12 protein-coding genes and 1 riboswitch are annotated in these 15,060 nt (G+C 37.5%); of the genes, 10 read left to right on the top strand and 2 right to left on the bottom strand.

Annotated features, from left to right (window positions below; genetic code table 11):
* Window positions 1-137: 137 nt before the first annotated feature.
* Both IGJ46_RS05250 and IGJ46_RS05255 read left to right on the top strand, forming a co-directional pair.
* A complete protein-coding gene (locus IGJ46_RS05250; RefSeq protein WP_002377695.1) occupies window positions 138-1,313 on the top strand; it encodes an FtsW/RodA/SpoVE family cell cycle protein in 1,176 nt (391 codons plus the stop codon).
* Entirely contained in the window at window positions 1,279-2,427 is a 1,149-nt protein-coding gene (locus IGJ46_RS05255) for an FtsW/RodA/SpoVE family cell cycle protein (protein WP_002357833.1), read from the top strand. The genes IGJ46_RS05250 and IGJ46_RS05255 overlap by 35 nt, the downstream gene beginning before the upstream one ends.
* 61 nt (window positions 2,428-2,488) lie before the next feature.
* On the opposite strand, the gene IGJ46_RS05260 is transcribed toward IGJ46_RS05255, so the two are convergent.
* Window positions 2,489-3,376: a LysR family transcriptional regulator gene (locus IGJ46_RS05260; protein WP_002357832.1), complete on the bottom strand. Its 888-nt coding sequence runs from the start codon at window positions 3,374-3,376 to the stop codon at window positions 2,489-2,491.
* 23 nt (window positions 3,377-3,399) lie between these two features.
* Window positions 3,400-4,275: a LysR family transcriptional regulator gene (locus IGJ46_RS05265; protein ID WP_002382245.1), complete on the bottom strand. Its 876-nt coding sequence runs from the start codon at window positions 4,273-4,275 to the stop codon at window positions 3,400-3,402.
* A 252-nt stretch (window positions 4,276-4,527) separates the two neighbouring features.
* A riboswitch (M-box (ykoK) riboswitch) is annotated at window positions 4,528-4,698 on the top strand.
* Window positions 4,699-4,811: 113 nt separating this feature from the next.
* Here IGJ46_RS05265 and mgtA point away from each other — a divergent pair.
* The 8 genes from mgtA to IGJ46_RS05305 all read left to right on the top strand — a co-directional run bounded on the left by mgtA (window position 4,812) and on the right by IGJ46_RS05305 (window position 15,050).
* On the top strand, window positions 4,812-7,472 hold the full coding sequence (gene mgtA / locus IGJ46_RS05270; RefSeq protein WP_002397224.1) for a magnesium-translocating P-type ATPase: 2,661 nt from the start codon (window positions 4,812-4,814) through the stop codon (window positions 7,470-7,472).
* Between the two features lie 243 nt (window positions 7,473-7,715).
* On the top strand, window positions 7,716-8,864 hold the full coding sequence (gene hemW, locus IGJ46_RS05275; RefSeq protein ID WP_002360468.1) for a radical SAM family heme chaperone HemW: 1,149 nt from the start codon (window positions 7,716-7,718) through the stop codon (window positions 8,862-8,864).
* 225 nt (window positions 8,865-9,089) lie between these two features.
* The gene (hrcA, locus tag IGJ46_RS05280; protein ID WP_002357828.1) at window positions 9,090-10,133 is read left to right on the top strand and encodes a heat-inducible transcriptional repressor HrcA; all 1,044 of its coding nucleotides are present in this window, start codon (window positions 9,090-9,092) and stop codon (window positions 10,131-10,133) included.
* Between the two features lie 54 nt (window positions 10,134-10,187).
* Entirely contained in the window at window positions 10,188-10,727 is a 540-nt protein-coding gene (gene grpE / locus IGJ46_RS05285) for a nucleotide exchange factor GrpE (RefSeq protein ID WP_002357827.1), read from the top strand.
* 59 nt (window positions 10,728-10,786) lie between these two features.
* Window positions 10,787-12,616 carry a molecular chaperone DnaK gene (gene dnaK / locus IGJ46_RS05290; protein ID WP_218391526.1) on the top strand — a complete coding sequence of 610 codons (1,830 nt, stop codon included), beginning with the start codon at window positions 10,787-10,789 and terminating at the stop codon, window positions 12,614-12,616.
* 114 nt (window positions 12,617-12,730) lie between these two features.
* Window positions 12,731-12,853 (top strand): hypothetical protein, encoded by a 123-nt coding sequence (locus tag IGJ46_RS05295; protein WP_002357824.1) that lies wholly within the window; start codon window positions 12,731-12,733, stop codon window positions 12,851-12,853.
* A gap of 54 nt (window positions 12,854-12,907) precedes the next feature.
* Entirely contained in the window at window positions 12,908-14,077 is a 1,170-nt protein-coding gene (gene dnaJ, locus IGJ46_RS05300) for a molecular chaperone DnaJ (protein WP_002357822.1), read from the top strand.
* Window positions 14,078-14,315: 238 nt separating this feature from the next.
* Window positions 14,316-15,050: a metallophosphoesterase family protein gene (locus tag IGJ46_RS05305; RefSeq protein ID WP_096397706.1), complete on the top strand. Its 735-nt coding sequence runs from the start codon at window positions 14,316-14,318 to the stop codon at window positions 15,048-15,050.
* The last annotated feature ends 10 nt before the right edge of the window (window positions 15,051-15,060 follow it).

Here is a 15,060-nt window from a genome sequence, read left to right on the forward strand (position 1 = left end):
GAAACTAGGTGAAATGAACCAAGTCTAGCTACTTTTTGTTATGTAAGCTTAGTAATAGTTCTATAAAAAACTCTCTATTTGTTTTCTAACTCAGACTGGTAAGATTGATTTAATTAGAAAAAGATAGAGGTGAGAGAATGAATCTACGTACTTTAGGTCTAACAAAAATTCTTTTGACCTTTATTATATTAAGTATTATTGGCGCGTTAATGATTTATAGCGCCAGTAGCTATGACTTGCTGATGCAAGGCGTGAAGCCCACTGCTGTGTTTATTAAACAAGGTATTATTATGTGTCTCAGCTGGGTGCTAATGTTCGTGATCTACAAAGTTCGACTAGAAGTGTTATTTAATAAAAAAATTGCGATTGGACTGCTTTTAGTTTCGGTACTATTACTGTTAATGGTTCGACTACCTTTTTTTGGTGTAGCAGCGAATGGCGCACAACGTTGGATTTCTCTCTTTGGAATCCAATTTCAGCCATCAGAGCTTTGTAATTTTGCGATTATTTATTACTTGAGTTGTTATTTAGGTGAAAAAGAAAATGGCTTGACAACGAAGCAGTTAAGGAAACAATGGCTGTTTGTTTTGGTCGTTGCATTTTTAGTTTTGATCCAACCCAAAGTTGGCGGGGCTATTCTTATTTTAGTTATTGGCAGTGTCTTGATTTTCTCAGCAAGTATCCATGCAAAATTTAGTGTAATTGCTGCGGGGATTGTCGTTGCTAGCGCGGCGCTTCTTTCTAAAATAATTATTTTTCTAGGCGATCACCAGTACTTACCACATTTTTTTGCGCATGTGTATGACCGCTTAGTTGTTTTGAAAAATCCGTTTTTATCCTTTCATGATCGCGGATTTCAGCCTTCAATGGCCTATTTAGCAATGTATAATGGTGGATTTTGGGGCACTGGACTAGCCAATGGTATGGTAAAAAAAGGTGGCTTGCCAGAAGGTCAAACCGATTTTATCTTTGCGGTGATTGTGGAAGAACTTGGTTTGATTGGCGGCTTACTATTGCTATTTCTTTTGTTATTTTTAGCGGCCTCGATTTTGCGGAGTAGTTGTGTAATAAAGAATCATTGTTACGGCTTGTTTTTGTTAGGGGTCGGGACCTTGATTTTAGCTCAAACGGCGATTAACATTGGTGGCGTTTTGGGTTTGATTCCAATGACGGGAATTCCTTTACCGTTTGTTAGTTACGGTGGGACAAGTTATTTAATCTTTTCAGTGGCATTAGGAATCGTCATTAAAATTATTGCAAACGAAAGGCGGCAGTTAAATGGTCAATACAAAAAAATTCAACTTACATCTTAATTATGATTTATTATTGCCCATTTTTTTACTCACACTTTTATCTTCTGGTGTGCAATATTGGATTGCCGTTAATGAAGGAAAAGATGGAACTGTGCCAGCATTAAAACAACTTTTCTTTATTTTTGTTGGCTATGCAGGCATGTTTTTAGCTAGTCGGCTGTCACAGAAATTTATTTGGAAAGTAGCTCCTTTTTTCTATGGGTTTTCATTAATCTTAATGAGTGCTTTGTATTTTTCCTATGACAAAGGAATGTATTTATTGACGGGCACAAAGCGCTGGTTAGATTTAGGGTTTATTAAATTTCAGCCATCAGAAATTGCGAAAATTGCGTTTATTTTAATGTTGGCAAAAATTATTGTCCAACATGAGCAACAAGACTGGTCTGATAAATGGCGTTCAGACAAGCAACTTCTAAAAAAAATCGTTGCGGTTAGTGTCCCTGTTTTTTTCTTGATGGCGGTACAAAAAGATTTTGGGACATCCCTTGTTTTCGTAACGATTATTTTATCTCTTTTAGTTATTTCAGGAATTGATCGCAAAATTTTAATCATTATTTTCAGTGCTTTAGCAACGTTAGGCGTGGTCTTGATTCTGTTAGTCTTTACAGAGTGGGGGCACAAAGTACTCTTCTTTTTACATTTTAAACAATATCAATTGGATCGAATTTTAGCATGGATTCATCCCTATGATTATGTCGATAAAATCTCCTATCAACAAGTACAAGGCTTATTGGCAATTGGTTCGGGTGGTTTATTTGGCAAGGGTGTGCATGGGATTGAAGTGTATGTTCCTGTTCGTGAGTCTGATATGGTTTTTACTTTTATCGGGGAAGCCTGGGGCTTTGTGGGCAGTGCCACTGTTGTTTTTCTCTATTTTTACTTGTTTTATCAAGTTTTAGTAGCTGGCTTGCGGAGCAATTCGCGTTTCTGTATGTACATCTGTGTCGCCCTCATTTTTTCGCTGGTCTTTCAAACGGTGGAGAATATCGGTGCGGTGATTGGACTGTTGCCGTTAAAAGGTATTCCGCTTCCGTTTTTAAGTCAAGGAGGCACTTCGTTAGTGATGGCTATCACTTCTTTAGGATTTGTCAAAGGAAGAGAAGCCGCTACCTGAAAACACAAATAAAAACCAAGACTGGAACTCGCTTGCCGACAAGCTCTAGTCTTGGTTTTTACTATTGAAATTGTTTTTGGCATTCAGCCAAAAGTTGTTGAAGTTGTCGACTCATGTAACGTTCTTTTAAATAATAAACTGCCATGTTCCGTTTAGGTAGTTCTTGGTAAGTTAGTGTATGAATCGAATTGTCTAAAAGTTGAATATTTGTGTATTCGGGGACAATAGCGAAACTATCGGAATGAGACACCAAGTGAGTAATAAGTGAAAGAGTATCCACTTGAATGACTTTCTCTGGAGAAAAATTAGAAAACGTAGTATCTAGCCAATTGGTTAATTTGTTTTGCTCGGAAAATTCGGTATTTAAACGGACGAAGGGGTACATTGTTAGTTCTTTTAAAATTTCTTCCGTCGTAGCTTTGGCCAAAGCTGGATGATCGTTTCTTAAAATGAATTGATAATTTGCTGTAAATAAATCAATTTTACCAATATGTTCAGGTAATGGTAAGTCAGCAAAGGAAATACCAAAATCTGCATCCATTGTTTCCAAGGATTGAAGAATATTTTCTGTAATAATAGTGTGGACTTGTAAGTTGGATGAACGATCCGTTAATGTTGTCATTAGTAAGTCATTCAATTTATATTCTAAATCACAGAGATAAGTGGCTACATAAATATGGTTGGAAGAATGATTAATTTCTTTTAGCTCTTCTTCAATTGAGACCAACTCATTGGTGATGCGCCAACAATATTTTTCTAAAATTAATCCAGCTGGTGTTAAGGTGGTAGTTTGGCCTTGGCGATTAAAAAGTTCCGCGCCTAACGTTGCTTCAAGAATTTTTATTTGCTTACTTAATGCAGCTTGAGAAATTGCTAAATTTTCGGCTGCTTTAGTAAATTGTTTCACTTTGCATAACTCTAAAAAATAATGTAAACGAAATAGTTCCATGGGAATTCCTCCTTTTTCTATTCCTAGAATAAATAACGTAATTGTTCGAATAAATAACGGTGTGCTTCACAATGTCCGTGATGATTATTCTGAACTAAATAGATGGCTCGTTCTGGACTATCTTCCAGAGGAATACCAACTAAGTTACGTCTGTTTAGTTCATCAGTGAGTGAATAGGGAAGGATGCTACAGGCTTTTTCTCGTTGGACCATATCTAAGACTAAATGAAGAGAAGGGAGTTCGATGACGATTTGCCGATTTTCCCAATTGATTTTACGTTCCCAACGTTTAAACACTTTTTTTTCATATACTTGATCGGAATATGCAGCAAAAGGTAAAGAACGAATTTCGTCAATCGTCACGCTATCGGCATGGGCTAAAGGATGATTTTTATTGACACAAAGGAGATAGCTTTCTGTATAAATTAATTCTTTCTCTAATGGAATCGAGGTATCCAAAAATATCCCAATCCCAATGTCAATTAAATCTGTTTCCAAGGCTGTTTCAAGATCGTAATAATACTTAAAATCAATACTTACATACGGATAGGATTGATTAAATAACAACAAGACTTCTCCAAATGCTTTATCTATATCAATTAAGTTTGTTCCAATCCGAATGGTCGTTGTCGATCCTTGGGTCACTAATTCATTAATCTCTTCTTGCGCTTCCTTAATGAGTGCAAAAATCATTTCTGTTCGCTTGGCGACGACTTCGCCTGCTGGAGAAAGCCGACAATGTTTCTTGTCTCTTAAAATTAATGAAGCACCTAATTCACGTTCCAACTCCTTGAGCTGGGTACTTAAATAAGGTTGACTCGTATGGAGCTTTTGAGAAGCTAAAGTAAAACTCGCATACTTTGAAACTGCCATAAAATATTCTAGTTGTTGTAATTTCATTTTCCTCACCGCCGTTTCTTTAACTATACAAAAAATAGCAGAAGAAAAGCTTCTCGACAAGGCTATCTGACGGTCTTTAGATTAATTTAACCAGTTATGATTCTATGAATAAATACGAATCATACCAGAAAACCATAGTAAATAAGCGGATTATTTTTCTTTTTGTTACTGAATGGACAAAAAGTTATCTGCTAAAAACTTTTTCTATATCGTTATTTTTTCAAGGAAGAATTATACTTGCTGTTGTAATTAAATAAGATTTGTTAGGTGAGGCTCCTATACAAACATAGGCTACTGCCCAAAAATGTCGAGAGACGCCAATGGGTAGAACAGGAACTGTCGAATGAAGGCTTTTCTTAAGGTAGCTAAAAGCAATCGCTTTTTACGTTGTATAGTGCTAAAGCTCAACGATAAGAACGATTATTCTTTGACACGTTGAGTTTTCAGCGTGTCTTTTTTTGTGGAAAGGGTGAGGAAAATGGAAGATGAACCGATCGTCAATTCAAGTCAACAACAGATAAATGAGGTGAAAGAAAATGGAAAAGAAAATGCGTCACTTGGGCCATGACTATAGTTACAAAAAGTTTGCCCATTCAGAAGTAGAAAAAGTTTTACAACGTTTCGGCTCAACTTGGGATGGCATTAAACACCAAGATATTGAAGAATTACAAGAACGTTATGGCCGCAACAAAATTATGAATGAAAAAAAAGCTTCACGGCTGCGACTTTTTATAAAATCGTATATCACGCCGTTTACTTTGGTGTTATTAGCACTAGCCACAATTTCATTTTTTACAGAATATGTCTATGCTGCGCCAGAGGAAAAAGATGTTACTGGCGTGTTAATTATGTTAGCAATGGTCATCTTAAGCGGCACGATGAGTTTTGTCCAATCAGTCAAATCAAGCAATGCAGTTGAAAAATTACAAAATATGATTAAAGTTACAGCGACAGTCATTCGTGACAAGAAGCAAATGGAAATTCCTATTGAGGAAGTTGTGTGTGGCGACTTAGTCCAACTATCCGCTGGCGATATGATTCCAGCCGATTTACGTTTAATCCAATCTAAGGACTTATTTGTTTCCCAATCATCCTTGACTGGAGAGAGTTTTCCCATTGAAAAACACGCGACTCATCAAAAAGATAGTGATCAAATTGATACAGAATACGACAATCTTTTGTTTTTAGGAACAAATGTCATTAGTGGCACTGGTTTGGGCATTGTCATTAAAGTTGGTAATCAAACTTTATTCGGACGGATGGCTTCTGATAACGGAGAAGAGCAGCAGCAGACAAGTTTTGAAACAGGAATTAATAAAACAACGTGGGTGCTGATTCGCTTTATGTTGGTCATTACGCCAACTGTTTTTCTAATTAATGGGTTAACAAAAGGCGATTGGGTGGAAGCGTTAATGTTTGCGATTGCCACAGCTGTCGGCTTGACACCAGAAATGTTACCTATGATTGTAACAACCAATTTAGTCAAAGGTTCTCGAGAAATGGCTAAAGAAGGCACGATTATGAAAAATGTCAATGCCATTCAAAATTTTGGCGGGATGGATGTACTTTGTACGGATAAAACAGGTACCTTAACACAAGATAAAGTAATTTTAGAATACCACTATAATATTGGGTGCCAAGAAGATCAAAAAGTCTTGGATTTAGCATTTCTAAACAGTTATTTTCAAACAGGTTTGCGTAATTTAATGGATAACGCCGTTATTCAAGCGGCGACACAAGAAAGTGATATACAATCAGATGATTTTTATAAAGTAGATGAAATTCCTTTCGATTTCAATCGACGTCGAATGAGCGTGATTATCAAAGAGTTTAAAACGCGAGAAACACGCTTAATTACCAAAGGTGCGGTTGAAGAAATGCTCTTGGTCTGCACACAGGTACTTTTAGATGGCGAAATTGTGCCCTTAACAGAGACGCTGCGTCAAAAAATTACCAAAGACGTTGAAGCTTTAAATCGAGATGGTTTGCGCGTTCTAGCAATTGCCGATAAAAAAGTCGAAACGGCTGAATGGGAGTATACAACTAAAGATGAATCAGAGTTGATTTTACAAGGTTATCTTGCCTTCTTGGATCCGCCAAAAGAAACAGCAGCGGCAGCTATTCACGCCTTGCATCAACATAATGTAGCTGTGAAAGTATTAACGGGGGACAATCAGTATGTGACACATTCTGTTTGTAAAGAAGTTGGTCTGGCTGGCGAAAAAATTATTACAGGAAATGAACTTCAACAATTAAACCAAGAAGAATTAAGAAAAACCGTTCAAGCGTATAATATTTTCGCCAAAATTACGCCTGACCAAAAAGTTCGTATTGTAAATGCGTTAACTGAAAATGGTCAAACTGTTGGCTTTTTAGGTGATGGAATAAATGATGCTGGAGCAATGCGTGCTGCTGATGTAGGAATCTCTGTTGATACAGCTGTCGATGTGGCGAAAGAATCGGCGGATGTAATTTTATTGAGAAAAGATTTAATGGTTTTGGAAAAAGGAATTTTATCTGGACGGCGCGTGTTTACGAACACGATGAAGTACGTCAAATTAACAGCAAGTTCTAATTTTGGCAATGTTTTTTCCGTGATCCCAGCAAGTATCTTTTTACCATTTTTACCGATTGCTCCGATTCAATCGCTATTATTAAATCTAATTTACGATACTTCGTGTATGTCAGTTCCTTGGGACAAAGTAGATGAAGAATACGTAGAAAAACCAAAAAAATGGGAACCAAAATCAATTGGTAATTTTATGCGTTGGTTTGGTCCAACGAGTTCTATTTTTGATATTGTTACCTATTTATTTATGTATTTCATTGTGTGTCCGGCTATCCTAGGTGGCTCATTCTTTGAATTAAATGGAGCAGATCAATTGCTCTTTATCGGTATTTTCCATGCAGGATGGTTCATTGAGTCCTTATGGTCCCAAATGCTCGTCTTGCATTTCCTACGAACAGAAAAAATGCCTTTCCTTCAAAGTAGTGCTTCTGGAATTATGACGTTAGTCACTACAGCAGGGATTGTTCTCGGAACTGTTTTACCCTTTACCGCTTTCGGTGCAGAACTAGGATTTGTCGGTTTATCACCAAGCTATTTCTTGTATTTAATCCCGACAATTGTTGCTTATTTAGCACTGGTTGCGTTCATTAAAGTTTTATACGTCAAACGTTACGGTCAATTACTGTAACTGATTTGTACTATTATATATAGAAAAATTTTTTTACTTTTCTTTCAAGGTTGAGGAGGTGTCGGTTTTTATGACAGCTCCTCGTTGTTGTTTAAAGTAACTGTGCGAATTTTTTTATGGATTTATTTGTCATTTACAGTTAGTATGGCTAGTAGAGACTTTCCAAAAAGAACGAGCTTTTTGGTAATAAGGAGATAAAACGAGCTAATGACAAAAACAAACCAACTTTCAACTTCAACGCCGATGTTCGATCGGTCGGCCTATATTCATATTCCATTTTGTGAGCATATTTGTTATTATTGCGATTTTAACAAGGTCTTTTTAGAAGGACAACCAGTTGATGAATATATTCAGAGTTTATTAAAAGAAATTCAACTTACGCAAGCATTGTATCCAGAACAAGAAATGAAAACCATCTATATTGGCGGAGGCACGCCAACTTCATTATCAGCGAAACAGTTAGATGTGCTACTAAAAGGGGTTCGCGAACAGCTAACGTTTGATGACCGAAATGAATTTACGGTGGAAGCAAACCCTGGTGATTTAACCCAAGAAAAATTACAAGTCATGAAAAACTATGGCGTCAATCGTCTTTCGATGGGCGTTCAGACATTTGATGATCGCTTGCTCAAAAAAATCGGTCGCAAGCACACCGCCGCAGATGTTTATGAAACAATGAAATTTTTAGAGAAAGAAAATTTTACCAATGTCAGTATTGACTTAATCTATGCTTTACCTGGACAAACATTGGAAAGTTTTCGCGATACTTTGACAAGAGCCTTAGCATTGGACTTGCCGCACTATTCGCTTTATTCATTAATTCTTGAAAATAAAACAATGTTCATGAACTGGGTTCGTCAAGGACGGTTACAGCTGCCTGAAGAAGAAATCGAAGCACAGATGTTTGACGAAACGATTGAAGCAATGGAGAAAAAAGGACGTCACCAATATGAAGTCAGTAATTTTGCTTTAACAGGAAAAGAAAGCCAGCATAATCTGGCTTATTGGAATAATGACCACTACTATGGATTTGGCGCAGGTGCCAGCGGCTATCTTGGGCAAACTCGTTACAAAAATCACGGTCCAATCCAACATTATTTGAAACCCTTGCGAGAAAATCAATTGCCAATTGTGGAGACTGAAGAATTAACTCGTCTAAATCAAATAGAAGAAGAGCTATTTTTAGGCTTACGTAAAAAAGTAGGCATTTCTAAACAAAAATTCCAACAAAAATTTCAGGAACCAATTGAAGCAATTTATGGAGAGGTCATTCAACGCTTAATCAAAGAAGAATTATTAATTGAAGAAGCAGATATCTTACGTTTAACGAAAAAAGGACTATTTGTGGGGAATAATGTTTTTGAAGCATTTTTGTTAAGTGAAAAAGAGTAAAAAAATAAAAAAATCATCGAAGTGTGACCAAGCATTTCGATGATTTTTTTATTACAAAAGTTGGTATTGATGGTTTTTGAAGGTGGTTTGCAGCGATTAGCACTCTTGCGTTAAGAGTGCTAAAAAGTTGCGTATTTCCCTTGACAAAAAGGTAAGGACTTGTTATATTAGTATATGTAGTTAGCACTTAGATGTTAAGAGTGCTAATGAAGGGTGGTAATAACGATGATTACAGAAAGACAACAAAATATCTTGAGACTTATCATCCAAAATTACACGAACACGGGCTTACCTGTCGGTTCTAAGAAATTGATGGAGGATGGCATTGCCTCTAGTTCTGCCACAATTCGTAATGATATGAAAGCATTAGAAGAATACGGCTTATTAGCTAAGACTCATTCTTCTTCAGGGCGAATTCCCTCAATGGCTGGTTATCGTTACTACGTGGATCATCTTTTACAACCAACACAAGTAGAAGAGAACGAACTTAGAAGAATCCGTCAATCTTTTGGAAAAGAATTTCATGAGATTAATGATATTATTCGACAATCAGCTGAAATTCTATCAGAATTGACAAGTTATACTGCTTTTTCATTAGGACCTGAAGTGAAAGAACGGAAATTAACCGGCTTTCGAATGGTTCCTTTGAATGATCGGCAAGTCCTTGCTATTATAGTGACAGATAAAGGCAATGTTGAAAACCAAGTATTTGCCATTCCTGCCGCTGTTTCTAGCCAAGATCTTGAAAAAATGACACAAATCATCAATGATAAGTTGGTTGGACAACCTTTGTTGACCGTTTATCATCGTTTGCGGACGGAGATTCCGATGATTTTACATCGCTATTTCCAAACGCCAGAAGGAATGATGAACTTATTCGATGAGATGTTAGGACATGCCTTTGAAGAAAAAGTCTTTGTCGGTGGTCGCATGAATTTGTTAGATTTTGGCATCAAACAAGATATTGAACAATTGAAATCTGTCTATTCCTTTATGCAAAATTCTGATGAGCTGACGCATTTATTAAATGGTTCTGCAACAACAGAAAATCCAATTGTTTTTCGTATCGGCTCAGAAATTGGCAACAATCTCTTAGAAGATATGAGCATGATCACTGCTACGTATGAAGTATCAGGACATGGCAAAGGAACAATTGCCCTGCTAGGACCAACCAGTATGCCGTATTCAAAAATATTCGGTTTGGTAGACACGTTTCGACATGAGCTAGCTTCACAACTAGGTGACTATTACCGTTTTTTAGGTAATTAAGCAAACCTTGTTAGGATAAGAAGTAGATGCATAAAGAGAAAGGAAGTTGCTGAAGTGAGTAAAAAAGAAGAGAAGCAAGAAGAATTACAAGAAGAAATGGAAGCTGTTGATGCTGCTGGCGTTTCTGAAGTAGAAGTTGAAGCAACAGAGATTGAAAATCTTAAAGCAGAGCTTTCCGAAATGGAAGACAAGTTCTTGCGGGCAAGAGCCGAAATTGCTAATATGAGCAATCGAAATAAAAACGAACGAGAATTATTAGTTCGTTACCGCTCACAAGATTTAGGTAAAAAGATTTTACCATCCATTGATAATTTAGAACGAGCAATGGCTATTGAAGTATCAGATGAACAAGGCGAAAGCTTGAAAAAAGGTATTTCGATGGTGCTAGAAAGTATTACTGTGGCTTTAAAAGAAGAAGGAATTGAAGAAATCCCAGCAATGGGTGAAACCTTTGACCCAAATTTACATCAAGCCGTTCAAACAGTCCCTGCTTCTGAAGAAACCCCAGCAGATACCATTGTTGAAGTTCTACAAAAAGGGTACAAATTACAAGATCGTGTGTTACGACCATCAATGGTCATTGTTGCACAATAACAAACGTTAATTAAAAATATATTATTATAGAAAACTAATACAGATTGGAGATATTCACTATGAGTAAAATTATTGGTATTGACTTAGGAACAACAAACTCAGCTGTCGCAGTGCTAGAAGGCGGCGAAGCGAAAATTATTGCAAACCCAGAAGGTAACCGCACAACTCCTTCGGTCGTTTCATTCAAAAACGGTGAAATTCAAGTGGGCGAAGTAGCAAAACGTCAAGCTGTTACAAATCCTAACACGATTTCATCTATTAAACGTCACATGGGTGAAGCTGGCTACAAAGTTGATGTTGAAGGGAAATCATATACACCACAAGAAGTTTCTGCAATGATCTTACAATATTTAAAAGGTTTTGCTGAAGACTATTTAGGTGAAAAAGTTGAAAAAGCAGTTATTACAGTTCCTGCATATTTCAACGATGCGCAACGTCAAGCAACAAAAGATGCTGGTAAAATTGCTGGTTTAGAAGTAGAACGGATCGTTAACGAACCAACAGCAGCAGCTTTAGCTTATGGCTTAGATAAAACAGACAAAGATGAAAAAATTCTTGTCTTTGACCTTGGTGGTGGTACATTCGACGTGTCAATCCTTGAATTAGGCGATGGCGTTTTCGATGTATTATCAACAGCCGGTGATAACAACCTAGGTGGGGATGACTTTGATAATAAGATCATTGACTACATGGTTGCAGAATTTAAAAAAGAAAATGGCATTGACTTAGCTAACGATAAAATGGCATTACAACGTTTGAAAGATGCTGCTGAAAAAGCGAAAAAAGACTTATCAGGTGTAACAAGCACACAAATCAGCTTGCCATTTATTACTGCTGGCGAAGCAGGACCATTGCACTTAGAAATGAACTTAACTCGTGCAAAATTTGATAAATTAACAAGTGATTTAGTTGAACGTACAAAAGTACCAGTACGTCAAGCCTTAAAAGATGCTGGATTAAATCCTTCTGAAATCGACGAAGTTATCCTAGTTGGTGGTTCAACACGTATTCCAGCTGTAGTTGAAGCTGTTCGCAAAGAAACAAACAAAGAACCAAACAAATCAGTTAACCCTGACGAAGTAGTAGCAATGGGTGCTGCAATCCAAGGTGGTGTAATCACTGGTGATGTTAAAGACGTTGTCTTATTAGACGTAACACCGTTGTCATTAGGGATTGAAACAATGGGTGGCGTATTTACAAAATTAATTGATCGTAACACTACGATTCCAACAAGTAAATCACAAGTCTTCTCAACTGCTGCTGACAATCAACCAGCTGTTGATATTCACGTTTTACAAGGTGAACGTCCAATGGCCGCTGATAATAAAACATTAGGTCGTTTCCAATTAACAGATATTCCTGCGGCTCCTCGTGGTGTGCCACAAATTGAAGTAAGCTTTGACATTGATAAAAACGGGATTGTAAATGTTCGTGCGAAAGACTTAGGCACTCAAAAAGAACAAACAATCACGATTAAATCTTCTTCAGGTTTATCTGATGATGAAATCGAACGTATGGTGAAAGATGCTGAAGCAAACGCTGAAGCAGATAAACAACGTAAAGAAGAAGTTGACTTACGTAACGATGCAGATGCTTTATTATTCACTGTTGATAAAACATTGAAAGAATTAGAAGGCAAAGTAGACGCTGAAGAAGTGAAAAAAGCAGAAGATGCGCGTGATGAATTAAAAGCAGCCATCGAAGCAAACGATATCGAACAAATGAAAGCAAAACGTGATTCATTGAATGAAATCGTCCAAAACTTAACAGTAAAACTTTACGAACAAGCTGCGCAACAACAAGCACAAGAAAATCCTGAAGCTGCCCAAGGTGGCGCTGATGATGTTGTCGATGCTGATTTTGAAGAAGTAAATGGTGATGACAAATAATCAATAACAATTGATTTTAGGGACTGGATCATTAGTACAATGACTAATGTCCCAGTCCCTTGTCTTTTGTGAGAAAATCAACCACAATCAAGTTAGCAAGAAACTATTTAGGTTTTGAAAGAACTGTGGTATGATTACAACGATGTTAAACAAGCTGAAAATACCTATTCACAGCTAGTAACACTGATTCAAGGTGTGACAGATAATCCAACCAGAGAGACCGAAAGCAATCGATGAATTTGGCTGGTTCTAAACACATTGTAAAGTTTGAAGAAAGTTGGAGGGAAGTCAATGGCGACGAAACGAGATTATTATGAAGTGCTAGGATTAGCAAAAGGTGCTTCAGATGATGAAATTAAAAAAGCATACCGCAAACTTTCCAAAAAGTACCATCCAGATATTAACAAAGAAGCCGATGCGGAAGAAAAATTTAAAGAAGTTTCTGAAGCGTATGAAGTATTAAGTGATCCACAGAAAAAAGCGGCCTATGACCAATATGGCCATGCAGGAACTGATCCTAATTACGGTGGCGGCGCTGGTGGCTTTGGCGGTTTCGGTGGCGGCGGATTTAGCAGTAGTGGTTTTGGTGGATTCGAAGATATTTTCGATTCATTCTTTGGTGGCGGCGGTGGCCGTTCTGTTGATCCAAATGCACCAAGACAAGGCGCCGATTTACAATATACAATTCAATTGAAATTTGAAGAAGCTATTTTCGGTGTCGAAAAAGAGATTAAGTACAATCGAGAAGATACTTGTGCAACCTGTGGCGGTAATGGCGCCAAACCAGGCACACACCCAGAAACTTGTCATAAATGTCATGGCTCTGGAACAATCAATGTTGAACGTCAAACGCCATTAGGTCGTATGATGAGTCGTCAAACTTGTGATGTGTGTCATGGCACAGGGAAAGAAATTAAAGAACCATGTCCAACTTGTCATGGCACAGGTCATGAGAAAAAAGCACATACTGTCAAAGTAAATGTGCCTGCTGGAGTAGAAGACGGCCAACAAATGCGCTTAGCTAACCAAGGAGAAGCGGGTACCAATGGTGGACCATATGGTGATTTATATGTAGTCTTTCGTGTTGAAGATAGTGATATTTTCGATCGAGATGGCGCAGAAATCTACTATGATTTACCAGTAAGTTTTGTCCAAGCGGCTCTAGGGGACGAAGTAACTGTCCCAACTGTTCATGGTGACGTGAAATTAAAAATTCCGGCTGGAACACAAACTGGCACAAACTTCCGCTTAAGAGGCAAAGGTGCGCCACGTTTACGTGGTGGGGGCAATGGTGATCAACACGTGAAAGTGAAATTAATAACACCAAAAAATCTTAATGAAGAACAAAAGGATGCCCTACGAGCTTTTGCAAAAGCTGGCGGACAAAATGTAACTGAACAACAAGAAGAAGGCTTCTTTGATAAAATGAAAGATGCGTTTGGCGGTAAGAAGAAAAAATAAACCAAACGAGTCAGAGACAAAAGCAGTTAGCTCCAAGTGTTCATCACTCTCGAAGGCTAAATTGCAACGAGTAATTGTAGGTGCTGCTTTTGTTCAACTGATTATTTTAAGATTTAGAGAGTGGGACATAAGTCGTTTTGACTTATGTCCTATTTTCGTTTTTTATTTCCAAACATTTTACGAGAATATTTTAAAATTTAGCGTATACTTAATATAAGCAAGTTAGGAGGGCTTATTTATGAAACCATATGTTTATGTAATCAGTGATATTCATGGACAAGCAGATTTGTTTGATGCCTTACTCACAGACTATGATCCAGTCGAGCATCAGCTAGTTTTAATTGGTGATTTAAACGACCGTGGTCCACATTCTAAAGCCTGTTTTCTCAAAGGAAAAGAACTTGTCGAGCAACACGGCGCTGTTTATTTACGAGGCAATCATGAAGAATATTTTTTGCAGTTTCTTCAAAATCCAGAGGACTGGTTTGTAGGATATGTTCGCAATGGTGGCAAGGAAACAATTGAAAGTCTCTTGCATCCAGGAGCTACTGCAGAATACTCACCAACAGAAATGGCCTTAATGATCCGTAGTCGCTATCCAGAGTTAATTGATTTTTTAACAAAACGACCACTTTATTTTGAATGGCAGCATTACTTATTTGTGCATGCTGGGGTTGATTTAACGATGGAAGATTGGCGGCAAACAGCACCTAAGGATTTTTTGTGGATTCGCGAACCCTTTCATCAAGGGAAAAATAATACAGGCAAGACCATTGTTTTTGGTCATACCATTACTCCGATGTTACATGGTGATATGCAGACCACGGACCTTTGGCAAAGTGATGGAAAAATTGGGATAGATGGTGGTGCTATTTTTGGTGGCTCTGTGCATGGTGTGATTTTTAATGAAAAAGGCATTGTCCAAGATATCGAATATCAAAAACGCACCCCTGCGTGGCAACCAGAATTTTGATTCCTTAATC

Origin of the sequence: Enterococcus sp. AZ120, assembly GCF_050546165.1 — a bacterium.
In the GTDB taxonomy this organism is placed as follows: domain Bacteria; phylum Bacillota; class Bacilli; order Lactobacillales; family Enterococcaceae; genus Enterococcus; species Enterococcus faecalis.

Bases quoted from the DNA above. Each gene is read 5' to 3' on its own strand.
- IGJ46_RS05250 (WP_002377695.1), top strand. From the start codon at position 138: ATGAATCTACGTACTTTAGGTCTAACAAAAATTCTTTTGACCTTTATT.
- IGJ46_RS05255 (WP_002357833.1), top strand. From the start codon at position 1,279: ATGGTCAATACAAAAAAATTCAACTTACATCTTAATTATGATTTATTA.
- IGJ46_RS05260 (WP_002357832.1), bottom strand. From the start codon at position 3,376: ATGGAACTATTTCGTTTACATTATTTTTTAGAGTTATGCAAAGTGAAA.
- IGJ46_RS05265 (WP_002382245.1), bottom strand. From the start codon at position 4,275: ATGAAATTACAACAACTAGAATATTTTATGGCAGTTTCAAAGTATGCG.
- mgtA (WP_002397224.1), top strand. From the start codon at position 4,812: ATGGAAAAGAAAATGCGTCACTTGGGCCATGACTATAGTTACAAAAAG.
- hemW (WP_002360468.1), top strand. From the start codon at position 7,716: ATGTTCGATCGGTCGGCCTATATTCATATTCCATTTTGTGAGCATATT.
- hrcA (WP_002357828.1), top strand. From the start codon at position 9,090: ATGATTACAGAAAGACAACAAAATATCTTGAGACTTATCATCCAAAAT.
- dnaK (WP_218391526.1), top strand. From the start codon at position 10,787: ATGAGTAAAATTATTGGTATTGACTTAGGAACAACAAACTCAGCTGTC.
- dnaJ (WP_002357822.1), top strand. From the start codon at position 12,908: ATGGCGACGAAACGAGATTATTATGAAGTGCTAGGATTAGCAAAAGGT.
- IGJ46_RS05305 (WP_096397706.1), top strand. From the start codon at position 14,316: ATGAAACCATATGTTTATGTAATCAGTGATATTCATGGACAAGCAGAT.